We start from the raw sequence: 21,806 nt of genomic DNA on the forward strand, positions 1-21,806 counted from the left end.
CGCACGGGGCGCGCGCCCGCCGCGTCTCACCCGTCCATGAGCGCGAGATAGCCGTCCTCCAGCGTCGGCTCGGCCGGCCGGGCGCGCGGGTCCGGCGGCGCGGCCGCCACCACCCGGTACCGCATGCCCGTCCCCTCCGGCAGCGCCGACACCACCCGTCCGGTGACGGGCGCCGGCCCCGGCGTGCTCACGGTCCACACCCGGTGGTAGGCGTGCGAGACGAGGTCGCCCACCGTGCCCTGGAACGCCAGACGGCCCTTGGCCAGCACCGCCAGCGACCGGCACGTCTGCGCCACGTCGTCCACGATGTGCGTGCTCAGCAGCACCGTACGGTCCCCCGCCAGCTGCGCCAGCAACGTACGGAACCGGATGCGCTCCTCCGGGTCCAGCCCCGTCGTCGGCTCGTCCACGATCAGCAGCCGCGGATCGGCCAGCAGCGCCTGCGCGATGCCCACCCGGCGCAGCATGCCCCCGGAGAACCCCTTCAGCCTGCGGTCGGCCACGTCCGACAGCGCCACCACCTCCAGCAGCTCGCCGATCCTGCGCCGCCGGGCCGACCGCGAGTGCAGGCCCTTGAGCAGCGCGATGTAGTCCAGGAACCGCCGGGCGCTCAGATCCGGATAGACCCCCAGGTCCTGCGGCAGGTAGCCGAGCGTCCGCTGCACCGCCAGCCGCCCCTCCGCCGTCGCCATGTCGTGGCCGCCGATCGCCACCCGACCCGACGTGGGCCGCAGCAGCCCGGCCAGGATGCGCATGAACGTGGTCTTGCCCGCGCCGTTCGAGCCCAGCAGGCCGTACATGCCGGTCGGCACCGTCAGGGTCAGGCCGTCGAGCGCGCGGGCGCCGCCCTTGTAGGTCTTGGTCAGGCCGGAGACGTCGATGCGCATGTCAGGACTCGCTTCGTGAGGCATGGAGACGGACCAGGGACAACACGGCGGCGGCCAGCGCGATCATCACGCCGATCCACAGCCAGGCGGTGACCGGAGACGGCTCCGGGCGCAGGAAGTCGAACACGGCCTCCGGGCCGGGCCCGAAGCCGCCCGGGGGGGCGGGGCGACGATGCCGTATCTGACGTACTCACCGGTGGCAGAGAAGATCGTGTGCGACAGCGTCGGCATCATGGCCGCGGGGATCAGATTGCCCCAGAACCAGTACGCCACGAACAGGACGCGGAACACCATCGGCGGCAGCAGCAGCGGCCCGGCGAACGCCAGCGCCCCGAGGAACACCAGCCCCGGCACGATCGACGCCAGGAAGGTCAACGCCGCCCACCCGAGCGCCGACGGCTGCCCCTCGACGACCGCGTACAGCAGGGCCCGCCCGAAGTACGCGACCGCGAACGGCACCGCCGTGGCCGCGCACACCCCCGCGTACTTCCCGATCAACCGGGCGGTGCGGCCCGACGGGGTGGCGTCCAGGATGCCGTCCACGCGCAGCACCCGGTCACGCGACGGCCGGTCGGCCAGCATGCAGCCGTACACGATCGGCAGCAGGCTCACGAGGATCTGGGCCGCGACCGACATCGCCTGCCTGCCGACCGACCCCTCGTAGTCGTTCAGGTCCAGCGACCCGAACGGCAGGGCGACGATGAGCACGGCGAAGACCAGCGCGTACACGATCCACAGCGACGGCCGGCGGACCTGCATGGCGAACTCGTAGCGCAGCGTGGCGATCATTCGGGCTCCCCACGCAGGACGCGCTCGGCGTTCCCGAGCAGCAGCCAGCCCACGACGGCCAGGAGCAGGGCGGTGGACAGCAGGACCAGGCGGTTGAGCGGCCAGCCGTCGCTCCCCCATGACGTGGTGGCGAACAGGTGCAGCGCCCGGTACGCCGTGTTGTCCGCCAGCGCGCCGCCGAAGATCTGCTCCCCGGTCCACACGAAAGCCACCAACGACGTGGCGGCCGCGGTGCTGCGCAGCGCCGCCGCGGAGCAGAACCCGAGCACCGCCAGCCACAGCGCCGGCGCCAGCCACACCAACTGCCCCGCCGCGCCGCCGTAGGGGAATGTCCACCAGTTGCTCGCCATCAGCGTGACGGACACCGCCAGTGCGCACAGCGCCGCACAACCCAGCGTCACGGCCAGGCGGCGCAGCAGGGACGGGCGGTAACCGTGCGGGATGGCCAGCCGGAGCTCGGCCACCGGATCGCGGCCCGGCAGCGTGGCCGCGACCACACCCGCCAGCAGCGGCACGCCCATCTCCAGGGCGCTCATGGGGAACCAGCGGGTGTTCTCCTCGCCCGAGCCGAGCGAAGCGCCGAAGACGGCGAGGAGCTGGATGAGGGCGGCCAGGACCGGAGGACCGAGCAGGGCGGGAAGCCCCGCCCTGCGCGCCTCGTGCCGCCATAGATCGACAGGTTTCACGATCAGTGAGTAGCGCCACCCCGCCGCCCGGGTTCACCCGCCTCATGGATGAGGAACCCGTGCGGGCGGGGCTCAACCGGACGCGGCGCCCCGCCGGAGCGGCTCGACGCGGCCCGCGAGCGCGATGGCCGCACCCGCCAGCGCCACGGCCAGCGCGATCGTCCACGGCCCGCTGCTCCAGATCACCCGATACCCCTCCGGGACCGGCACATCGGTGGACGCCAGCACCGGCACGCTCCACGCCGCCAGCGCCACCCCGATCGCCCCGCCCGGATTCCAGCACACCGACAGCAGCAGGCTCACCGCGGCCAGCAGCGCCATCGGCCCCAGCCAGGCCGTCACCAGCTCCACCATCCCCGCCGGCGACCTGCCCGCCACCGCCAGCACGCCCGAGGCCAGCGACGCCAGCGCCAGGTCGTACCCGAACACCAGCGTCACCCGCGCGAGCAGCACCACGCGCGGCGAGGTCGGCGTGACGGCCACCACCTCGAAGGCCCGATCGCGCTCCGGACCGTAGAGCCCCGCCACCCCGAGTCCCGCCACCAGCGGCGCCCCCAGCCCCAGCGTGGCCTCCGGGAGCACCGGCCACACCAGCGAGAACACCGCGCACACCGCCATGACCAGGAACGACGCCGCCCAAACCCCCGGATGCAGCAGGCGCGCCTCCATCACCAGCAGCTGCCACGCCCGCCGCGGCGCGGACACGGCGTGCGCCCGCACGTCACCGAGCCCGCCCTCCAGCGCCGAGGCGGCCAGCACCGCCGGGATGACGCGCTCCACCGGCGGCGCGGCCGGGACCATGCGCTCCGCGCGACGTCCTGATGCGCGAGATCGGCCAGGAAGTGCAGCACGACCACCTCCCGCTGCGCGAGCGGCAACCGGGCCAGCGCCGCCTGCAGCCAGTCGCCGCCCACGGCCAGCTCCTCGGGCCCCGGCAGCAGGTCGGCCTGCTCGTACGGCTCCGCGGCGGCCGGCGGCGGCGTCCCACGTAACCGGTTGTGCGCCTGCCTGCGCGCCACGCCGAACAACCAGGTGCTCGCGCTCGACCGGCGCTGGAACGTCCCCGCCGACCGCCACACGGCCAGCAGCGTGTCCTGCAGGATCTCCTCGGCCGTCCCCCTGTCGCCGGCCAGCCGGAACAGGAATGCGAACAGCGGCTCGCCGTAGCGCTCATAGAGCTCGGCCAGCGCGCCGGTGTCGCCGTCGGCGATTCGGGCCAGGACCCGGGCGTCAGGATCGGTCCTCTTCATCGGCAGGTGTGTAGCATCGCCGGCCCTCCCGGGTTCACTCCGGCGAGAATCGCGCCGCGCCGGAGGCGATGATCGCGGCTGCTGTTTCACGACACAAGAGCAACACCTGCCCATATTGATCAAATCACTTGATATCTCTCGCCACTCGCCTCCCGATGATCGATCTGAAACGATCTTTGAAGCATTGTCAAGATCGAGAGGAAGTCAGGCATGCGTGTACGAGCAGCGCTGGTCAGCATGGGCATCGCCGCCCTCGCCCTCTGCGGAGCCGCGCTCCCCGCCCAGGCGGCCGCCTGGGAGCCCCACTCCCGATATGGCAGCTACCGGGCCTGCGTCGACGCGGGGCAGATGTACGTGCGCGAGAACTACAACGAGTACAAGTGCACGGACGGCCCCGGCTACTACCAGCTCTGGCTCAGGTGACCGGCAGCCCGGTCCTCGGCACGCTCACGCCGAGGACCGGGCCCGCCCGGGTTCATTCCACGAAAAATCGCGCCAGAGCGCCGGTGACCGCGGCAGCGTCGTTCTCCATCGGGATGTGGCCGGCACCCGGTACGCGGACCAGGGTGGTGTTCGGGATCTCGGCGGCGAACCGCTCGGCGTGGCGCACCTCCTGGAAGGTGTCGTCCTCCCCCCACACCAGCAGCTTCGGCGTACGATCGGCCGTCAGCGCGGGCACCAGGCCGAGCGTGTGGCGGCTGTCGGCCGCCCCCGCCAGCGCCATCCACGACCGGCGCACCCGCGCGTCGTTCCAGGGATCCAGGTAGTCGGCCAGCTCCGCCTCCGTCGCCGGACGGGCCAGCGCCGTGGTGATCGCCGTCCGGCGGGCGCCCAGCAGTTCCTCCGCCGTCACGGAGGCCACCACCGCCGGATCGCGGAAGCGGGCCACACCCGGCACCGGCCACGAGTCGTACGTCACCGAGTTCACCAGCGCCAGCCGCCGCACCCCGCCGCCCGCCAGCAGATGCTGCGCCACGGCGCCACCGATGTCGTGCCCGGCGACGTTCAGCGGCTCGCCGGCGCCCACGGCGGCGGCGAACCGCCTCACCCACCCGGCCAGCGCAGGAACCGCCGCCGTCTCGATCGTGAGCTCCCCCTCCGAGCGCCCCAATCCGGGCAGATCCACCGCCACGGGCCGCAGTCCCGCCGCCGCCAGCCCGTCCATCACCGGCTGCCAGACCCGGCTCCAGTACGTCCCGTGCAGCAGCAACACCACCGGACCCCGCTCGCCCGCCGTCAGATAGCTCGCCCGGAGCCCGTCGACCTCGATCGTCATTCGTTCAGACATAGGCATAACCATCGTGTTCTGATCCACCAGGGGTCAAATACCAGTTAGGGTATGCCGGTATGACATTGGCGCAGCTCAGGGCACTGCTGGCAGTGGCCGAACACGGCGGCTTCACCGCCGCCGCCGACCACACCGGCATGTCGCAGCCCGCGGTCAGCCGCGCCATCGCCGCCTTGGAGCGCGAGCTCGGCGCGGCCCTGTTCGTCCGCCACCGCGACGGCATCGCCCTCACCGAGGCCGGCCGCCGCGCGGTCGACCGGGCCCGCGAGGCGCTGCGCCACTTCGACCTCATCCGCGCCGACGTGGCGGCCGCCGCCGGCGAGATCACCGGCGAGCTGCGCCTGGCCAGCCTCCCCAGCGCCACGGGCACGCTCATCGCCCGGCTGCTGCGCACGTTCACCGACCGCTACCCGCAGGTGCGCGTGCGGCTGTTCGAGGGGGTCGACGACGACATCCGCGCCTGGCTGCATCGGGGCGCCGCCGAGGTCGGCGTCGTCACCCTGCCCGCCCCCGGCCTGGACACCGTCCCGCTCAGCACCCACGACATGGTGGCCGTGCTGCCCGCCGGGCACCCGCTGGCCGACCGCGAGGTCGTGCACGTCGCCGACTTCGCCGAACAGCCGTTCATCCTGACCACCGCCGGCTGCCGCCCGCTGATCATGGGTGCCGCGCGGGAGTCGGAGGTGCGCCTCGACATCGCCTTCGAGGCCAGCGGACCGGCCGCGATCCTCGAGATGGTGGCCGCGGGGCTCGGGGTCAGCATCGTGCCCACGCTGGGGCTGCCCGCCGACCTGGGCGCGGCCGTCACGCGTCCGCTGGAGCCGAGGACGACCCGCTCGCTGGCCCTGGCCGTCCCCTCGCTGCCAGCCTGCTCCCCCGCCGTGCGGGTGTTCCTCGACCAGCTGGCCGCCTTTACAGTGTAGATTTCTCCGTTGCGGGAGCTTCGGTGCGGAGCGGCACCTCCCGGACGAACCAGGCGGCGGCGAAGGCGAGAACGGCCAGGACGGCGGAGCCGGCCAGCACGCCGTGCAGCCCGGCGCTGACCGCCTCCCCCACGGCGGCACGGACGCCGGCCGGCAACGTGGACATCAGCTCGGGGGTGAGCCCGCCCTCCCCCGCCAGGCGGCCGGCCGTCCCGGCACCCGCCCCGGCGGTCAGGCTCGCCTCCATGCGCGCGCCGAACACCGCCCCGAGCAGGGCGATCCCGAGCGAGCCCCCGATGGTGCGCAGCAGGGTGACGGTCCCGCTGGCCGCTCCCATGTCGCGCGGGTCGGCGCTGTTCAGCGTGATCAGCATGGTGGACTGCGTCAGCAGCCCGATGCCGACCCCGGCGACCACCGTGAGCGCCGAGGCGAGCGCGGTGTCCGTGCCCGCGCCGAGCCCGGTCAGCACCAGCGTCCCCGCCACCAGTACACCGCCGCCGAGGATGGGGTAGACGCGATACCGGCCGTCCCTGCTGATGAGGCGGCCGGTGGCGAGCTGCGCCGCGAGCATGCCGAACAGCAGCGGCAGCAGCGACATCCCGCTCGCCGTCGGCGAGGCGCCCCGGGCGAACTGCATGTACTGCGGCAGGTAGGCGGTCACCGCCATCATGACCGCGCCGGACAGCAGGCTCAGCACCTGGGCGAGGGTGAAGTTGCGGTCGCGGAAGAGCCTGGGCGGGATGACCGGCTCCGCGGCCCGCCGCTCGACGCGGACGAAGGCGGCCAGCGCCGCGACGGCGGCCGCGCCCAGGGCCAGGATCTGCGGCGACGTCCACGCGTACGTGACGCCGCCCCAGCTCGCCAGCAGCGTCAACGCCAGGATGCCGGCGGTCAGCAGCGCCGCCCCGAGGTAGTCGATCCTGGCCCTGACCCGCTCCTCCCCGGCCAGCCGGATCCCGAAGCCCACGACGAGCAGGGCGACGGCCCCGACGGGCACGTTCACGTAGAACGTCCACCGCCAGCTCAGGTGGTCGGTGAGCAGGCCGCCGAGCAACGGCCCGCCGATGAAGGCGACCGGCAGCATGGCCCCGACCATCGACTGGACCTTGCCGCTGTCGCGGGGCGGCACGAGCACGCCGATGATCGACAACGCGCCGACCATCAGCCCGCCCGCGCCGAGCCCCTGCACCGCGCGGAAGGCGATGAGCTGGCCGATGTCCTGCGACAGCCCGGCCAGCATGGACCCGGCCAGGAAGATCCCGATCGCGGTCATGAACGTGCCCTTGCGGCCGTAGAGGTCGCCCAGCTTGCCCCAGATCGGGGTGGTGGCCGCGGTGGCCAGCAGGTAGGCGGTCACCACCCACGACAGCTCGTTCAGGCCGCCCAGCTCGCCGGTGATCGTGGGCAGCGCGGTGCCCACGATCAGGCCGTCCAGCATGGCCAGGAACATGCCCAGCATCAGCCCGAAGACGCCGAAATACATCTCACGCGCCGTACGGGGTCGCGGCCCTGGCCTCGCGCAGGGCGCGGCCCCACCAGGCGAGCTGGTCGAGCATCGCCTTGGCGGCCCCGTCGGCGCCGGGGTTCGACTCGGTGCCGTCCGGGCCGATCTGGGACCACGGGGCCTGCAGGCCGACGGCGTCGCGCACGGTGACGGCGTGCAGCTCGGCCAGGACCAGGCGGAGCTGCTCGACGGCGCGCAGCCCGGCCGAGAAGCCGCCGTAGCCGACGAACCCGACCGGCTTGGCATGCCATTCCTTGTTGTGCCAGTCGATGGCGTTCTTCAGCGAGGCGGGGAAGCTCCGGTTGTACTCGGGTGTGACGATCACGAATGCGTCGGCCGCCGCCATCCGCGGCGACACGGCGGTCAACTGCTCCAGGGCGTCCCGGGCGGCTGGGGGCTGCCCGAGAACGGGGAACACGGTGGGCAGCGGCGTCTCGACCAGGTCGATGACGTCGGCGGTCATGTCCTCGCGCCGGTCGAGGTGGCCGCGGATCCAGGTGCCGACGGCGGGGCCGAAGCGGCCGTCCCTCGTGCTGCCGATCAGGACGGCGACGCGCAGCGGGCTCTCCATGAGCGCTCCTTCGGGTGTGTACATCGTATCGACGGAAATACAACGTACACAGCCCGGTGTATGTTGTCTACTCCTGATACGGTGTACACGAATCACTGCCTGGAGAGGAGGCGGTCTCATGGCCGCTCACGAGGACGGGGCCACACTGTGGGAGCGCCTCGAACGGCCCGCCCCGGCGCCCCGCCAGACCCTGTCGCCGCACCGGATCGCCACCGTGGCCGTCGGCGTCGCGGACGCCGAGGGGCTCGACGCCATCACCATGCGCCGGCTGGCCACCGAGCTGGGGGTCGCGCCGATGGCCACCTACCGATACGTGTCGGGCAAGGACGACCTGCTCCAGCTCATGGTCGACCACGTCTACGGCGAGCTCGAACTGCCCGCCGACACGGAGGGCTGGCGCGAGACGCTGCGCGCGATCGCCGTCAGGACGCGCGAGCTGATGCTCCGCCATCTCTGGTTCGCCCAGCTCCCGCCGAGCGCGCTGCTCGCCCTCACCCCGAACCGCCTGGCCGTCTCGGAATGCTCCCTGCGCTCGTTGAGCGGCCTCGGCCTCGACCCCGACACGATGATGGCCGTGGCCAACACGGTGAGCTCCTACACGCACGGCGTGGTCAGCGCCGAGATCGCGATGCGGCAGTTCATGGCCGGGCAGGGGTGGTCGGACGAGCAGCAGATGTACCAAAGCCTCGCGCCGCAGATGACGTACCTGCTGGGGACCGGCCGCTATCCGGCGTACAAGGGCTACATCTACGAGGGCAGGCGCAAGCACGATCCGGGCTGGCAGTTCGAGACGGGGCTCGACTACGTGCTCGACGGCATCGCCGACAGAATACGCCCGCAGTAGTGTCGATCCCTCCCACCGCCGTTCGACGCGTTGGCGGGCACACGCGACAGAGAGAGGACATCCGATGAAGTTCATGATCGTGGGCAAGGGCAACGCGGAGATCGAGGCCGGGGCGCTGCCCAGCAAGGAGTACGTCGACCAGATGCACGCCTACAACGAGTCGCTGGCCAAGGCCGGGGTGCTGCTGGCCGCCGAGGGGCTCTACCCGAGCTCGCGCGGCGCCCAGATCGCCTACACCGGCGGCAAGGCGACCGTGATCGACGGGCCGTTCACCGAGGCCAAGGAGCTCATCGCCGGCTTCTGGCTGATCCAGGTGAAGTCCAAGGAGGAGGCCGTCGAGTGGGCGCTGCGCCTGCCGATGCCGCCCGGGGCGGAGGGGGTGGCGCTCGACGTGTGGCAGGTGTTCGACGCCTCGGACGTGCCGGACGAATCGATGCCGGCCGAGCAGCGCGAGCACGAGAAGGCCCTGCGCGAGGTCCTCGGCGCCGACGAGCCCGGCGTCTGATCCGCACGCCCTCCCGCGAGGCGGCGCGGCGCACCCGGGTTGCGATGAACTGCGAGCCCTGATCTCATGGCCCCGTGACGGCTTCCGACACACACCGGGCGATCGAGGCGGTCTGGCGGATCGAGGCGGCCCGGCTCATCGCCGGGCTCGCCAGGCTGGTGCGCGACGTCGGCCTCGCCGAGGAGCTGGCCCAGGACGCGCTGGTCGCCGCCCTGGAGCAGTGGCCCGAGTCCGGCGTGCCGCGCAACCCCGGCGCCTGGCTGATGACGGTCGCCAAACGCCGCGCCATCGACCTGATCCGCAGGAACGAGCGCATGGAGCGCAACCTGGCCGAGCTCGGCCACCGTCTGGAGCAGGGTGAGGAGGAGCCGCCCGAGGTCGACGAGATCGAGGACGACCTGCTGCGCCTGGTGTTCACGGCCTGCCACCCCGCCCTGTCGGTGGAGGCCCGGGTGGCGCTGACGCTGCGCGTGCTCGGCGGCCTGACCACCGACGAGATCGCCCGCGCGTTCCTGATCTCGGAGCCGACGGCGGCGCAGCGCATCGTCCGCGCCAAGCGCACCCTGGCCGACAGGCAGATCCCCTTCGAGGTCCCGCAGGGCGCCGAGCTGGCCGGCCGCCTGGCCGCCGTCCTGGAGGTCATCTACCTCATCTTCAACGAGGGCTACTCGGCCACGGCCGGCGACGACTGGATGCGCCCCGCCCTGTGCGAGGACGCGTTGCGCCTGGGCCGGGTGCTCGCGGGCCTGATGCCGAAGGAGCCGGAGGTCCACGGGCTGGTGGCGCTGATGGAGATCCAGGCGTCGCGTTCGGCCGCCCGCGTGGGCCCCTCCGGCGAGCCGATCCTCCTGCTGGAGCAGAACCGCGCCCGCTGGGACCGGCTCCTCATCGGCCGCGGCCTGGCCGCCCTGCAGCGTGCCGAGGAGCTCGGCGGCGCCCGCGGCCCGTACACGCTGCAGGCCGCCATCGCCGCCTGCCACGCCCGCGCCGTCGACCCCGAGGACACCGACTGGGTCCGCATCGCCGACCTGTACGAGGAGCTGGCCAAGCTGTCCCGCTCCCCCGTCGTCGAGCTGAACCGCGCGGTGGCGCTGTCGATGGCGTACGGCCCCGCGGCGGGCCTGGAGCTGCTGGACCAGATCATGGACGAGCCGTCGCTGAAGGACTACCACCTGCTGCCCAGCGTGCGCGGGGACTTCCTGTTCAAGCTGGGCCGGCGGGAGGAGGCGCGGGCGGAGTTCGGGCGCGCGGCCGGCATGACCCGCAACGCCCGCGAACGCGCCCTCCTGGAGGAACGCGCCGCCGCCTGCTGACCCCTCGGCCGGGACAGCCGCGTCACCGGGCATTCCGTGCACATCAGGGGCGGCGACCCGACCACGGCAAGGGCGTCGGCCCGGCTCGTGGTGGACCTGACCTGAGCGCTAGGCCGAGCCGCCCACGATGATGTCGGTCGGCAGGTAGACGCCGGGCTCGCCCGTGGGGCCCTCGTCGATCTCCCGCAGGCAGCGCTCCACCAGCGCGGCCGCCGCCCGTTCGAACGGCAGCCGCACGGTCGTCAGCGGCGGATCCGTGAGCCATTGCAGCGGACCGCCGTCGAACCCGGTCACGGCGACGTCCTGCCCGACCCGCAACCCGGCCAGCCGCACGGCGCGGATCACCTCCACGGCCAGCCAGTCGGCCGCGGTGACCACCGCGGTGGGACGCCGCCGGCCGCGCAGGAGGCGGCCCACCGCGGCCTCGACGCCTTCCGTCGTCTCATGAACCACCCACGAGGCGGGCACGGAGAGCCCGTGGTGACGCATCCGGGTGCGGAAGCCCTCCAGCCGCTCGTGGAACCAGTAGCCCGGCTGGCGGGCCCCGATGTAGGCGATGTCGCCGTGCCCCTTCTCGACCAGGTAGTCGACCATGGAGGCGACGCCGACGGCGTTGTCGACGTCGACCCACGACTGCGGCAGGTCGGCCTCGGTGCGCCCGAACGAGGCGAAGGGCATCCCGACCCCCGCGAGATAGCGCGCCCGCGGATCGTCGATGCTGGAGTCGTTGATCACGAATCCGTCGACGCCATGGGCGGCGACGAGCTCGCGCAGCCGGCCGGTCGCGTCGTCGCCGGAGGTGAAGACGAGGAGCTGGTAGCCGTGCCGATCGGCCTCACGCAGTAAGGGCTGCACGAACGAGACCGTGAAGACCTGGTAGACGTCGAGCTGCTTGCCCGAGACGTGGTAGCCGAGCTGACGGGTGCGCTGCAGGCGCAGGTTGCGCGCCTGCCGGTTGGGCTGATAGCCGAGGTCCTCGACGGCGGCCAGCACCCGCAGGCGGGTCTCCTCCGGGATGCCGCTGCCCGGCCGCTCGTTGATGACGAACGAGACCGTGGTCGGCGAGACGCCGGCGAGCCGGGCCACGTCGGCCATGGTGGGCCGCCTCCTGCGTACCCTGGCCCCCTGTCTGCCGGCCCTCTCGTGCGATTGCATGGCGCCCTCCCCCTCGGCTGGGCATGATCAGCGTAGCGCAGGCGCTCCGGCCGTCGCGCACCCCGATCGTGACTCTTGCGTTGGTACGCGGCCGCGCGCCCGGCCCTCCTCCGGCCGGGCGGACGTCCGTTCACCCGGTGTGCCCGGCACCGGCCGCCGACCGGGCCGGGCACGCCGCGCGCCCCCGCTTTCCAGCGGGGCCCGCTCACTTGAACAGGGCATTGACCTGCTCGTTGGCCTTGCTCAGCGAGCTCGCCGGGGCGGTGCCGCCGATCACGGCGTCCATGGCCGGCTTCATGATGGACTCGATCTGCGCGGCGTGGTCGGTGATCGGGAAGAGGAAGGTCGTCTTGTCCTTGACGTTCACGGTGAACGCCTCGACGTCGACGCCCTTCTCCCCGAACTTCTTCTGGGCGACCTCCACCGCGGCGGGGATGGCGGGGAAGACGACCGCGTGCTGGCCGACGACGTTCTGGCAGGCCGGGGAGGCGAGATACTTCACCCACTTCCACGCGGCGTCCTTGTTCTTGGTGCCGGCGTAGATCGAGTCGGCCAGACCGTTGAACATGCTCATCCGCGTGCCGCTCGGGCCGGTGGGCAGCGGGGCGAACGCCGGCTCGAACTTGTCGGACTTGGCGCCGGCCACCGAACCGATCATCCAGCTGCCGTTGGTCGCCATGGCGGCCTTGCCCGCGGAGAGCATGTCGTTCCAGGCCACGCCCTCGGTCGCCTTCAGCGGCGGCATGTAGCCCTTGTCGATCAGGCTCTTCCACCAGGTGATGGTCTCCTGGAACTTGGGGTCGTCGTAGTTGTAGCGGCTGCCCCACGGGTTCTTGTCGGTGAACTTCCAGCCGTTGCTGACGGCGTACATGCTCCACTGGGTCTGGCCCAGGCCGTTGCCGGAGCTCTCCAGCCACAGGCCGTAGGTCTCGACCTTGCTCTTGTCGAAGCCGGGCTCGTCACCGCGCTTGCCGTTCTTGTCCACGGTCAGCTTGGCGATGATCTTCTCGTAGGTGCCGCCGTCGGTGGGGTTCCAGGCCATCTCCTTCAGCTGCGCATCGGTGATCCCGGCCTTCTCGGTCAGCTTCTTGTTGTAGAAGACGGCGATGGTGTCCCAGTCCTTGGGCAGGCCGTACCGCTTGCCGTCGGCGCCGACCCACAGGTCGGCCAGGCCCTCCGCGTAGATGCCGGTGTCCACCTTGTCCTGCTTGACGAGGTCGTCGATCGGCAGGATGGTGCGCTTGGTGACGAACTCGGGGTATTTGGCCAGGTGGTTGGTGAAGACGTCCGGCGCGGACCCGGAGACGAAGCCCGTGGTGAGCTTGGTCCAGTAGTCGTCCCAGCCGAGCTGGGTGATCTTGACGGAGATGTTCGGGTTGGCCTTCTGGAAGTCGGTGGCGCACTGCTGGTAGGCCGGCTGCTGGTTGGCGTCCCAGAGCCAGTAGGAGAGGGTCGTCTTCCCGCCGGAGGAGGCGGTCCCTCCGCTGCTACCGCCGCACGCGGCGAGGGCCAGGGACAGCAGGGCGACGCCGGCGGCCGCCGGCAACTTCTTGATCATCAATGTGTCCTTTCCGGTGGAGCTTGGCGAGAGGATCGGGGGGTCACTTCAGACCGGAGAACTGGATGGAGTTGACGATGCGCTTGCCGAACGCCGCGAACAGCAGGAGCACCGGCAGCGCCGCGACGAGCGTGGCGGCCATCAGCCCGGCCCAGTCGGGGCTGCCCTGCGGCGTCTGGGACTTGAACAGGCCGAGCGCCACGGTGAGCACGCGGACGTCGTCGTTGGTGGGATCGGTGACCAGCAGCGGCCAGAAGTACTCGTTCCAGGAGTTGATGTAGGTGAGGATGGCCAGCGTGGCGATCGGCGCGGCGCTCATGGGCAGGATGAGCCGGAAGAAGATGCGCGGATAGCCGGCGCCGTCGATCATCGCGGCCTCCTCCACCTCGCGGCTCACGTTCAGGAAGAACTGGCGCAGGAAGAAGACCGCGAACGGGGTCATGAACAGGTACGGCAGCACGATCCCCGCGAAGGTGTTGAGCAGCCCCAGGTTCTTCATCAGCTCGAAGTTGGGCAGGTGAATGAAGATCGGCGGGACCATCAGCGCGGTGAGGAACAGGAAGAACACCTTGTCCCGGCCGGGCCAGCGCAGCCGCGCGAACGCGTAGGCCGCCATGGCGCTGAAGAACACCTGGCCGACCGTGATGACCGCGGCGACGATGACCGAGTTGCGCAGATACAGCCAGAACCTGATGGAGGCGCCGGAGCCGCCCTGCGCTTGGGCCTCCTGAAGAGTGGCCAGCCCGAACACCCGCTCGTACCCGCCGAGGGTCGGGGCCACCGGCAGCCAGGAGGAGGGGTCGGAGAACAGCATCCGGTTGTTGGACAGCGAGGTTCGCAGCATCCAGTAGAACGGGAACAGCGTGATCAGGACGAAGAGCCAGAGCACTGCCCAGGCGGCGATCCGTCCGATGCGGACACGACGTCCACGGCGCTCGGCCGGCGCGGCCGCCCTGGTCTTGGTCGCGGGCATACTGACAGCGGTCATGGCAGCACTCCTCTAGGACAGGTCCGACTCGCCCGCGCGCAGCAAGCGCAGCTGGAACAGCGAGACACCGGCGAGGATGACGATCAGGGCGACGCCCATCGCGGAGGCGTAGCCGAAGTCGAACTGGCTGAAGGCCTTCTCGAAGATGTAGTAGTAGACGACCTTGGAGGCGTCCGCCGGGCCGCCCTGGGTGGTGACGGCCACGGTGTCGAAGATCTGGAACGACCCGATGACCGTGATGACCAGCACCATCGCCAGCACCGGCCGCAGCAGGGGCAGGGTGATCCGCCAGAACGAGCGCCACTCCGTCGATCCGTCCACCGCCGCGGCCTCGTAGAGCGACCTCGGGATCGCCTGCAGGCCGGCGAAGATCAGCAGCGCGGTGTATCCCATGTGCCGCCAGACGTTCACCAGCGCGATCGTCGGGATCACCAGGTGCTCTTCACCGAAGAACCCGAGAGGACCGAACCCGATCCAGCCGAGGAACTGGTTGACCACACCGAGGGTGTAGTCGGCCATCCAGTACCACACGAGGGCGACGACCACGTTCGCGACCAGGTACGGCAGCAGCAGCACTCCCCGCAGGAAGCTCGACCTGGTCAGCCGGTGCATCAGGACCGCCAGGGCGATCGCGACGATCGTCTGCACCCCGATGTTGATGACGACGTACTCCAGCGTCACCGCGAGGGAGCGCCAGAAGGAGGCGTCGCCGATGAGCTTGGTGTAGTTCGCCACCCCGGACCACGCGGGCGGGGTCAGCAGGCTGTAGTCGGTGAAGCTCAGGTACACGCCGCGGATCGTGGGCCACAGGTAGAAGACCCCGAACCCCAGCAGCGCGGGCAGGATGAAGAACAGCGCCGCCCGATGGTCCCGCCTCACGTGCGGCCGGGCCTGCGGCGATCTGCGGCGCCCAGCAGGCGCCCCAGGTCTTGGTGTGGGAACGGAGACGGTGTCGGCCATCGATCACTCCCTGGTCAGCCGGAGCAGCAGTAGGTGTTCGGGGAAAAGATCCGGAACCTGGATGCCGACCCGGTCCAGCACCGAGCCGGGAAGCACGAGCTCGCCGCCGAGCAGCCAGGCCGGCGGCACGTGGTTGACCCCCGCGGCCACGTCGCCCGGCGGCAGCGGCCGGACCCGGTACACCGCGTCGGGGTCCAGCCCGGGCAGGCGCACCCGGCCAGGCGGCGCGGTGGCCGAGGTCGCGACCGCGACCAGGGCGAAGACGGCTTCCGAGCCGTCCTCCGCCACCACGCCGTGCAGCCACAGCGCGGGGTCGGGGTGGTCGGCGCGGACGATCCGCCCGGTGTGCAGCAGGCCGCGGACGTCCTTGTAGAGCGTGATCCAGCGCGCGAGCTCCTCCTGCTCGGCCGCCGAGGCCGAGATGAGGTCCCACTCGATGCCGAAGTGGCCGAACAGCGCCGTTCCCGCGCGGAAGGCCAGATCGTGCCGGCGTCCGGTGGTGTGCGCGTGCGCGGCTCCGACGTGCGAGCCGATCAGCTCGGGCGGGAGGAGCAGCTGGGTCCAGCGCTGGATCGACTGGCGCTCCAGGGCGTCGATGCAGTCGCTGCCCCACACCCGGTCGGTCCGCTGGAGGATGCCGAGATCCACCCGCGCTCCGCCCGAGGAGCACGACTCGATCTCCAGGCCGGGATGGCGCCGGCGCAGCTCGTCCAGCATCCGGTAGACGGCGAGCGTCTGGCGGTGGACCGCCGCCTCGCCGTGCGGGCTGTGGCCGGCGTCCACCAGGTCGCGGTTGTGGTCCCACTTCAGGTAGTCGATGCCGTACTCGCCGATCAGCCGGTCCAGGCGCTCCAGCACGTAGGCGTACGCCTCGGGGTGGACCAGGTCCAGCACCTGCTGGTACCGCTGCTCCGGCGGCATCCGCCCGCCGGTCGACATGATCCACTCTGGGTGGGCCCTGGCCAGGTCGGAGTCGGGGTTGATCATCTCGGGCTCGACCCAGAGGCCGAACTGCATCCCGAGCGCCCGCACGTGGTCGACCAAGGGGTGCAGGCCCTGCGGCCAGACGGCCTCGTCGACGTACCAGTCGCCGAGGCCGGCGTGGTCGTCGCGGCGGTGGCGGAACCAGCCGTCGTCCAGGACGAACCGCTCGGCCCCCACCTTGGCCGCCCGGTCGGCCAGTGCGCACAGCTTGGGCAGGTCGTGGTCGAAGTAGACGGCCTCCCAGGTGTTCATGACCACGGGACGCGGGGCCGCCGGGTGGCCGGGGCGGGCGCGCAGGTGCCGGTGGAAACGTTCGGAGATGGTGTCCAGCCCTTGGCCGTACGCCGCGTACAGCCACGGGGTCGTGTACTCCGTCCCCGGTTCCAGGCGCACCTCGCCGGGCAGGAGCAGCTCGCCGCCGCCGATGACGGCCCGGCCGTCCGGCAGGCGCTCGGCATAGGTGACGTGGTTGCCGCTCCAGCCCACGTGGACGGCCCACACCTCGCCCGAGCGGAATCCGAAGCCGGGAGCGCCCGCCGCCAGCAGCAGCGACGCGTCCGACCCGGTGCGGCCGCGGCGGTTCTCCCTGACCCGGGAGCCCTGGGTGAACGGCTGCCGCTGCGGTGACCGCTCGCGCAGGTGCCGCCCGGTCAGGTCGAGCAGCTCGGCGGCCTCGGCGGGCACCGGCAGGTTGAGCACGAGGCCGTCCAGCACGTACGGCTCGGCCGGATGCCGGTTGCGTACCGCTGCCCGCATCGTGACCAGGCCGGTGACGTCGAGCGCGATCCACAGCGTCAGCTCCAGGCCCGCGGCCTCGTCCACGGCCTCGACGCGGACCTGTTCGCCGTCGGCGCGCGCGGACGTCATCGTGAACAGCGGCGACCAGGCCGTGCCGGCGCGATGCCCGCGCAGTCCCGGCAGCCCGGGCCAGCCGGTCCCGTGCTCGGCGAGCACCGAGAGGGTTCCGGGGGCGTCGGTGCCGCCGGAGACGACAGCGGGAACGGTGGCGAGCGCCAGCTCGCGCAGCTGCTCAGGCGGGAGCTCTCCGAGGTCGCAGCCCCAGTGCAGCACGCTCGGCAGTCGTGGCCCGCCCACGTCCAGGACCAGGCTGACGCCTCCCGCCCGTAGGTGGATCGGCTCCGGCCGGCTCGCTGCGGCACCGTGCGGCGTCGCAGCCTCCCCGGCTCGCGTGCTGGTCTCTTCCGGCACTGCGGCACCTCCCGCTCAAGATGGCTAAATACTTAGTAAATCGATTTAGGCATGCTGACCTCCCATGGCAATCAAGAGGAGGGAGGCCATGGCCGACAGGACCATTTCGATTTACTAATTGCTTTTAGTTGGTAAGCTGGCCTTTAAGGTGCCTCCGCCTGAACCGCATGTCAATCCCCCGTTACGAGTCCGTTACGCGGATCCCACACACTCCTCCGCGACCCCGTGATCCCCCACCCCCCTTCCTCTTGGAGCGCCATGACCGAGGTGCGTGTGCCCGATGAGGTGTTCGTCCTGCACCACGACGGCGACGGGCCGATCCCGGCCCCTCGTGGCAGCGCCGGCTTCGCCACCGCCGACGCCGCGGTCGATCTGAGCCCCGCGGGCGCAGGACTCGCGATTCACCTGAGCTCCCCGCGGCGCGGCCTGTCCCGGGTGGCCCTGCGGTGGCGCGATCCGCAGCCGGACCGGGCCCTGATCCTCGGCGACGCCTGGGAACGGTCCTACGGCGACCTGCAATGGCGCCACCGGCAGCCGGACAGGGTCATGCCCTGGTACTGGCTGGGTCACGACCCCGCCACCGGCCGCACCGAGGGCATGGGCGTGCGGGTCCGGCCCGCCGCCTTCTGCTCCTGGAGCCTCGACGAGGACGGCGTCACGCTCTGGCTGGACGTGCGCAGCGGCGGCGCACCGGTCGAGCCGGGCCCGCGCCGGCTGCACGCGGCCACGGTGGTCCGGCTCGGACCGCGGGCGGACGTCTCGCCGTTCGCGGCGCTCACCGAGCTGTGCCGGGCCATGTGCGACGACCCGGTGCTCCCCGCCGAGCCGGTCGTCGGCTGCAACAACTGGTACTACGCCTATGGCCGCGACTTCGGCCCGGCCGAGGTCCTGCGGGACGCGCAGACCGTCGTCGAGCTGGCCGACGGCCACCCCGTCCGCCCCTTCTGCGTGGTGGACGCCGGGTGGAGCCCGGGCGGAGAGGCCCCCGGCGGGCCGTGGACGGCCGGAATCCCCGGCCTCTTCGACGACATGCCCGGCCTCGCCGGCGACATCGCCGCCCTGGGCGCCCGGCCCGGCATCTGGCTCCGGCCGGCCGCCCTGTCCGTCGTCGACGACCCGGCCCGGCTGCGGCCGGGCCGGCGACCGGTGCCCGAGCAGCCGCTGGACCTGAGCCGCCCGGACAACCTGAACGCCATCGGCGACGACGTCCGCCGTCTGGTCGGCTGGGGGTTCGAGCTGATCAAACACGACTTCTCGACGTACGACCACTTCGCCCGGTGGGGCTTCCAGATGGGCCGGGAGCTCACCGAGCCCGGCTGGGCACCGGCCGACCGCACCCTCACCAACGCCGAGGTGCTGGTGGGCCTGTACCGGACCATCCGGGAGGCGGCCGGCGACGCTCTGGTGCTGGGCTGCAACACGGTCGGCCACCTGGCCGCCGGCCTGGTGCACGTTCAGCGGACCGGCGACGACACCTCCGGCCGGTTCTGGGAGCGGACCCGTCGCATGGGGGTCAACACCCTGGCCTTCCGGCTGGCCCAGCACCGGACCTTCTTCGCCGTGGACGCCGACTGCGTGCCCTGCACCCCGGCCACCCCGTGGAAGCGCAACCGGGAGTTCCTGGACCTGGTGGCCCGGTCGGGGACCGCGTTGTTCGTGTCGGTGGACCCGCGCTCCCGCACCGGCGACGTGGACGCCGCCCTGCGGGCCGCCGTGCGGATCGCGCTGGACGGCGGCGAGCCGGACGGTGTGGAGCCTCTGGACTGGCTGTATACCAACAGCCCGCGCGACTGGCGGATCGGCGACGGTCGTCGCAGGTACCGGTGGCTGGAGCCGTACGGCGCCGGGCCCGCGATGGACGGCACCGAGCTTCCGGGACTGTGAGGTTCAGGTGGTCGTGGCGTCGTCCTGCTTGCCTGGGAGGCGTATGACGAGGAGGAGGCCGACGCCGACGGCGACGGCCGCGGCGAGAAGGCCGACGCGATACCCGGCGGCCAGGGCGGCGGAGCCGGGCCCCTTGGTGGCCGTCGCGGCGAGTGCGCCGAGGCAGGCGACGCCGACGGCGGTGCCGAGTTCCTGCGCGGAGTTGAGCAGCCCGGACGCCAGGCCCTGGTCGCGGTCGGCCACGCCGGTGGTCCCGGCGACGAACGTGGGGGCATAGGCCAGGCCGCTGCCGGCGGCGAGCAGGAGGAGGGCGGGCAGCACGTCCCGCAGGTACGTGCCGTCGACCGGGATGCGGGCCAAAAGCGCCATGCCCACGGCGAGCAGGGTGAACCCGGCCAGCAGCGGCGCCCGGACGCCGTACCGCGTGGTGAGCGCCCCCGCCCTGGGCGAGATCAGCAGGATGAGCAGTGTGACGGGGGCGAACGCGAGCCCGACGAAGAGCGGCGAATAGCCGAGGACCACCTGCAGGTAGAGCGTGGTGAACAGCAGCGTCGCCGACAGCGTTCCGGCGTTGAGGGCGAGCAGCGCGTTGGCCCGCGCCACCGTGCCGATCCTGAGCAGCCGCCTGTCGAGCATCGGGGCCGGATGGCGCCGCTCGACGCCGGCGAACGCCCCCAGCGCGAGCACGGCGGCGACGGCGAGCAGCCCGCCGTAACCGGCGTTCCCGCCGTCGGCGAGCCACGTGAGAGCCATGATGGCGCAGGCCAGCCCGGTGGACAGCAGGATTGCGGCGGGGATGCCCGGTGCCGGGGGACGTTCGGCGGGAGTCTTGTCCCGGTTCGCACGGTCATCACCGAGATGGCGCAGGGCCGCGAGAATGACGATCACACCGACGGGGACGTTGATGAGGAAGACCCACCGCCACCCGAGGGTGTCGGTGACCAGCCCGCCGAGCAGCTGTCCGCCGATGGCGCCGGCGGAGCCGACCGCTGCCCAGTAGCCGAGGGCGCGGTTGCGGGCGGCCCCTTCGGCGAAGGTCGTCGTCAGGAGCGCCAAGGCGGTGGGCGCGATCATCGCGGCGCCGACGCCTTGCGCCGCGCGGGCGGCGATCAGTTGCCACTCCTGGTATGCCAGGCCGGTGGCCAGCGAGGCGGCGGTGAACGACCCGAGGCCGATCAGGAAGAGCCGACGCCGCCCGATCAGGTCTCCGGCTCGCCCGAAGACGATCAGCAGGCTGCCGAAGGGAGCGTGTACGCGACCGAGACGAGCTGGACGCGGGCGTCGGGGACGCCGAGGCCGGCGCGGATCGAGGGCAGGGCGACGTTGACGATGACGACGTCGACGATGAGCATGGCCTGCGCCGCGCACAGAAGCACGAGTGTCGGGACGCGCTGGAGCGGCGGCGTACGGGCGGGGATCCCCAGGGAAGGCGACTCTGCGGTCATGCTCGCGACGTTACTTAATGAGCATTAATTAAGCAATGGTCAGCACCGCTAGAGTTGGCCGCATGACGGGACGTCCGCGATCGGTGACCGACGAGGCGATCTTCGACGCCGTGGCCGACGTGGTGACCGAGAGCGGACCGGCCGGCCTGACCCTCGCCGCGGTGGCCCGGCGCGTCGGCCTGTCCGCGCCGGCCCTGGCCCAACGCTTCGGCTCCAAGCGCGCCCTGCTCGTGGCCTTCGCGACCAACGAGGCCGGCGGCGTCGCCGCCGTGTTCCAGGCCGCACGCCGGGCCGCACCGGACCCGGTCCGAGCGGTACGCGACGCGCTGGTGAGCCTGGCCGGACCGATCAAGACCCCCGAAGGCCTGGCCAACAACCTCGCGTTCCTCCAGATGGATCTCACGGACCCCGAACTGCGCGCCCATTCCGTGGCCCAGAGCCGGGCGCTGCGCGCCGAGGTCGCCGCCCTGCTCGCCGAAGCGGCAGAAGGCGGCGACCTGACCTCCGCCCAGCCGGAGATCCTCGCCGACACGCTCTACGCCACCTATTGCGGCGCCCTGGTCACGTGGGCGATCGACGGCACCGGGCCGCTGCCGGAGTGGCTGGCCGAGCGCCTCGACCGCGTCCTCGACCCGTACCGCTCCCCTTCCTAGTGCTTCGAGACGGCGACGGCATCGATCTCGAAGAGCATGCCGGGCAGGGCGAGGGCGGCCACGCCGATCAAAGTTTGCGTGGGTGGCTTGTCGCCCCAGATGCGGCCGATCGCCTCGGCGATCACCGTCAGCCTGTCCGGTCCGTGATCCACGACGAAGGTCCGGATCTGGGCGACGTCCGGGTAGTCCAGCCCGGCGGTCCGCAGGGCCGTGCGCAGGTTGGCCAGCGATCGCTCGACCTGCTCGGCGAAGTCCGGCGAGACCACGTGGCCGTGGCCGTCGGAGGCGTATTGCCCGGCGATGAGCACCAGACGGCCGGAGGTCACCGTGGCGACGTGGCTGTAGCCGAACGGGACCGGGTCGTGGAGGGCGGGCGCGTTGGTGATGGTGAGCGACATGGTCGTGAGCTC

Annotated in this window: 22 protein-coding genes; 7 read left to right on the forward strand and 15 right to left on the reverse strand. The window is 71.9% G+C overall.

Annotation, left to right across the window (positions count from 1 at the left end; genetic code table 11):
* Nucleotides 1–26 precede the first annotated feature (26 nt).
* From ID574_RS00325 to ID574_RS00340, 4 genes are all read right to left on the reverse strand, one after another.
* The gene (locus ID574_RS00325) at nt 27–887 is read right to left on the reverse strand and encodes an ABC transporter ATP-binding protein (protein WP_188186712.1); all 861 of its coding nucleotides are present in this window, start codon (nt 885–887) and stop codon (nt 27–29) included.
* 66 nt (nt 888–953) lie between these two features.
* The gene (locus ID574_RS00330) at nt 954–1,676 is read right to left on the reverse strand and encodes a hypothetical protein (protein ID WP_188186713.1); all 723 of its coding nucleotides are present in this window, start codon (nt 1,674–1,676) and stop codon (nt 954–956) included.
* Entirely contained in the window at nt 1,673–2,362 is a 690-nt protein-coding gene (locus tag ID574_RS00335) for a hypothetical protein (RefSeq protein WP_188186714.1), read from the reverse strand. Before ID574_RS00335 ends, ID574_RS00330 begins: the two co-directional genes overlap by 4 nt.
* A gap of 668 nt (nt 2,363–3,030) precedes the next feature.
* Complete coding sequence (locus ID574_RS00340; protein ID WP_188186715.1) at nt 3,031–3,612, reverse strand: RNA polymerase sigma factor; 582 nt, start codon at nt 3,610–3,612, stop codon at nt 3,031–3,033.
* A 210-nt stretch (nt 3,613–3,822) separates the two neighbouring features.
* On the opposite strand from ID574_RS00340, the gene ID574_RS00345 reads away from it, so the two are divergent.
* Nucleotides 3,823–4,035 (forward strand): hypothetical protein, encoded by a 213-nt coding sequence (locus ID574_RS00345; protein WP_188186716.1) that lies wholly within the window; start codon nt 3,823–3,825, stop codon nt 4,033–4,035.
* 52 nt (nt 4,036–4,087) lie between these two features.
* Here the strand turns inward: ID574_RS00345 and ID574_RS00350 are convergent, their stop codons facing one another.
* Complete coding sequence (locus tag ID574_RS00350) at nt 4,088–4,900, reverse strand: alpha/beta fold hydrolase (protein WP_188186717.1); 813 nt, start codon at nt 4,898–4,900, stop codon at nt 4,088–4,090.
* Between the two features lie 59 nt (nt 4,901–4,959).
* Here ID574_RS00350 and ID574_RS00355 point away from each other — a divergent pair, with 59 nt between their 5' ends.
* Nucleotides 4,960–5,823, forward strand: coding sequence for a LysR family transcriptional regulator (locus ID574_RS00355; protein WP_188186718.1), 864 nt, complete (start codon nt 4,960–4,962; stop codon nt 5,821–5,823).
* Here ID574_RS00355 and ID574_RS00360 read toward each other — a convergent pair.
* Entirely contained in the window at nt 5,813–7,306 is a 1,494-nt protein-coding gene (locus ID574_RS00360) for an MDR family MFS transporter (RefSeq protein ID WP_223166235.1), read from the reverse strand. The genes ID574_RS00355 and ID574_RS00360 overlap by 11 nt on opposite strands.
* Nucleotide 7,307: 1 nt before the next feature.
* Nucleotides 7,308–7,898, reverse strand: a complete 591-nt coding sequence (locus ID574_RS00365; protein ID WP_188186719.1) for an NADPH-dependent FMN reductase — start codon at nt 7,896–7,898, stop codon at nt 7,308–7,310.
* Between the two features lie 118 nt (nt 7,899–8,016).
* Between ID574_RS00365 and ID574_RS00370 the strand changes: the two genes are divergently transcribed.
* The 3 genes from ID574_RS00370 to ID574_RS00380 all read left to right on the forward strand — a co-directional run bounded on the left by ID574_RS00370 (nt 8,017) and on the right by ID574_RS00380 (nt 10,560).
* Nucleotides 8,017–8,742 (forward strand): TetR/AcrR family transcriptional regulator, encoded by a 726-nt coding sequence (locus ID574_RS00370; RefSeq protein WP_188186720.1) that lies wholly within the window; start codon nt 8,017–8,019, stop codon nt 8,740–8,742.
* Between the two features lie 64 nt (nt 8,743–8,806).
* Nucleotides 8,807–9,247, forward strand: a complete 441-nt coding sequence (locus ID574_RS00375) for a YciI family protein (protein ID WP_188186721.1) — start codon at nt 8,807–8,809, stop codon at nt 9,245–9,247.
* Nucleotides 9,248–9,321: 74 nt separating this feature from the next.
* Nucleotides 9,322–10,560 (forward strand): RNA polymerase sigma factor, encoded by a 1,239-nt coding sequence (locus tag ID574_RS00380; protein WP_188186722.1) that lies wholly within the window; start codon nt 9,322–9,324, stop codon nt 10,558–10,560.
* Nucleotides 10,561–10,668: 108 nt separating this feature from the next.
* Here the strand turns inward: ID574_RS00380 and ID574_RS00385 are convergent, their stop codons facing one another.
* From ID574_RS00385 to ID574_RS00405, 5 genes are all read right to left on the reverse strand, one after another.
* Nucleotides 10,669–11,715 (reverse strand): LacI family DNA-binding transcriptional regulator, encoded by a 1,047-nt coding sequence (locus ID574_RS00385; protein ID WP_188186723.1) that lies wholly within the window; start codon nt 11,713–11,715, stop codon nt 10,669–10,671.
* Between the two features lie 205 nt (nt 11,716–11,920).
* On the reverse strand, nt 11,921–13,273 hold the full coding sequence (locus ID574_RS00390; RefSeq protein WP_188186724.1) for an ABC transporter substrate-binding protein: 1,353 nt from the start codon (nt 13,271–13,273) through the stop codon (nt 11,921–11,923).
* 43 nt (nt 13,274–13,316) lie between these two features.
* Nucleotides 13,317–14,261: a carbohydrate ABC transporter permease gene (locus tag ID574_RS00395; RefSeq protein ID WP_223166236.1), complete on the reverse strand. Its 945-nt coding sequence runs from the start codon at nt 14,259–14,261 to the stop codon at nt 13,317–13,319.
* Between the two features lie 12 nt (nt 14,262–14,273).
* Nucleotides 14,274–15,221, reverse strand: a complete 948-nt coding sequence (locus ID574_RS00400; RefSeq protein WP_188186725.1) for a carbohydrate ABC transporter permease — start codon at nt 15,219–15,221, stop codon at nt 14,274–14,276.
* Between the two features lie 3 nt (nt 15,222–15,224).
* Entirely contained in the window at nt 15,225–17,339 is a 2,115-nt protein-coding gene (locus ID574_RS00405; RefSeq protein ID WP_188186842.1) for an alpha-galactosidase, read from the reverse strand.
* A 333-nt stretch (nt 17,340–17,672) separates the two neighbouring features.
* Between ID574_RS00405 and ID574_RS00410 the strand changes: the two genes are divergently transcribed.
* Complete coding sequence (locus tag ID574_RS00410; RefSeq protein ID WP_223166237.1) at nt 17,673–19,298, forward strand: alpha-amylase family protein; 1,626 nt, start codon at nt 17,673–17,675, stop codon at nt 19,296–19,298.
* A 3-nt stretch (nt 19,299–19,301) separates the two neighbouring features.
* Here the strand turns inward: ID574_RS00410 and ID574_RS00415 are convergent, their stop codons facing one another.
* Together ID574_RS00415 and ID574_RS59300 are read right to left on the reverse strand one after the other, a co-directional pair.
* Nucleotides 19,302–20,531 carry an MFS transporter gene (locus ID574_RS00415; protein ID WP_223166249.1) on the reverse strand — a complete coding sequence of 410 codons (1,230 nt, stop codon included), beginning with the start codon at nt 20,529–20,531 and terminating at the stop codon, nt 19,302–19,304.
* Nucleotides 20,525–20,743 carry a hypothetical protein gene (locus ID574_RS59300; RefSeq protein WP_223166253.1) on the reverse strand — a complete coding sequence of 73 codons (219 nt, stop codon included), beginning with the start codon at nt 20,741–20,743 and terminating at the stop codon, nt 20,525–20,527. Before ID574_RS59300 ends, ID574_RS00415 begins: the two co-directional genes overlap by 7 nt.
* 62 nt (nt 20,744–20,805) lie before the next feature.
* Here ID574_RS59300 and ID574_RS00420 point away from each other — a divergent pair, with 62 nt between their 5' ends.
* Nucleotides 20,806–21,396 carry a TetR/AcrR family transcriptional regulator gene (locus ID574_RS00420; protein ID WP_188186727.1) on the forward strand — a complete coding sequence of 197 codons (591 nt, stop codon included), beginning with the start codon at nt 20,806–20,808 and terminating at the stop codon, nt 21,394–21,396.
* Here ID574_RS00420 and ID574_RS00425 read toward each other — a convergent pair.
* Nucleotides 21,393–21,794, reverse strand: coding sequence for a RidA family protein (locus ID574_RS00425; RefSeq protein ID WP_188186728.1), 402 nt, complete (start codon nt 21,792–21,794; stop codon nt 21,393–21,395). The two genes, ID574_RS00420 and ID574_RS00425, sit on opposite strands and share 4 nt — an antisense overlap.
* Between the last annotated feature and the right edge of the window lie 12 nt (nt 21,795–21,806).

The sequence above is a fragment of the Nonomuraea sp. SYSU D8015 genome (genome assembly GCF_008065375.1).
In the GTDB taxonomy this organism is placed as follows: domain Bacteria; phylum Actinomycetota; class Actinomycetes; order Streptosporangiales; family Streptosporangiaceae; genus Nonomuraea.

Excerpts from the sequence above, each read along its gene's own strand:
- ID574_RS00325 (WP_188186712.1), bottom strand. The coding sequence starts at position 887 with ATGCGCATCGACGTCTCCGGCCTGACCAAGACCTACAAGGGCGGCGCC.
- ID574_RS00330 (WP_188186713.1), bottom strand. The coding sequence starts at position 1,676 with ATGATCGCCACGCTGCGCTACGAGTTCGCCATGCAGGTCCGCCGGCCG.
- ID574_RS00340 (WP_188186715.1), bottom strand. The coding sequence starts at position 3,612 with ATGAAGAGGACCGATCCTGACGCCCGGGTCCTGGCCCGAATCGCCGAC.
- ID574_RS00345 (WP_188186716.1), top strand. The coding sequence starts at position 3,823 with ATGCGTGTACGAGCAGCGCTGGTCAGCATGGGCATCGCCGCCCTCGCC.
- ID574_RS00350 (WP_188186717.1), bottom strand. The coding sequence starts at position 4,900 with ATGTCTGAACGAATGACGATCGAGGTCGACGGGCTCCGGGCGAGCTAT.
- ID574_RS00355 (WP_188186718.1), top strand. The coding sequence starts at position 4,960 with ATGACATTGGCGCAGCTCAGGGCACTGCTGGCAGTGGCCGAACACGGC.
- ID574_RS00360 (WP_223166235.1), bottom strand. The coding sequence starts at position 7,306 with ATGTATTTCGGCGTCTTCGGGCTGATGCTGGGCATGTTCCTGGCCATG.
- ID574_RS00365 (WP_188186719.1), bottom strand. The coding sequence starts at position 7,898 with ATGGAGAGCCCGCTGCGCGTCGCCGTCCTGATCGGCAGCACGAGGGAC.
- ID574_RS00370 (WP_188186720.1), top strand. The coding sequence starts at position 8,017 with ATGGCCGCTCACGAGGACGGGGCCACACTGTGGGAGCGCCTCGAACGG.
- ID574_RS00375 (WP_188186721.1), top strand. The coding sequence starts at position 8,807 with ATGAAGTTCATGATCGTGGGCAAGGGCAACGCGGAGATCGAGGCCGGG.
- ID574_RS00385 (WP_188186723.1), bottom strand. The coding sequence starts at position 11,715 with ATGCAATCGCACGAGAGGGCCGGCAGACAGGGGGCCAGGGTACGCAGG.
- ID574_RS00390 (WP_188186724.1), bottom strand. The coding sequence starts at position 13,273 with ATGATCAAGAAGTTGCCGGCGGCCGCCGGCGTCGCCCTGCTGTCCCTG.
- ID574_RS00395 (WP_223166236.1), bottom strand. The coding sequence starts at position 14,261 with ATGACCGCTGTCAGTATGCCCGCGACCAAGACCAGGGCGGCCGCGCCG.
- ID574_RS00400 (WP_188186725.1), bottom strand. The coding sequence starts at position 15,221 with ATGGCCGACACCGTCTCCGTTCCCACACCAAGACCTGGGGCGCCTGCT.
- ID574_RS00410 (WP_223166237.1), top strand. The coding sequence starts at position 17,673 with ATGACCGAGGTGCGTGTGCCCGATGAGGTGTTCGTCCTGCACCACGAC.
- ID574_RS59300 (WP_223166253.1), bottom strand. The coding sequence starts at position 20,743 with ATGACCGCAGAGTCGCCTTCCCTGGGGATCCCCGCCCGTACGCCGCCG.
- ID574_RS00420 (WP_188186727.1), top strand. The coding sequence starts at position 20,806 with ATGACGGGACGTCCGCGATCGGTGACCGACGAGGCGATCTTCGACGCC.
- ID574_RS00425 (WP_188186728.1), bottom strand. The coding sequence starts at position 21,794 with ATGTCGCTCACCATCACCAACGCGCCCGCCCTCCACGACCCGGTCCCG.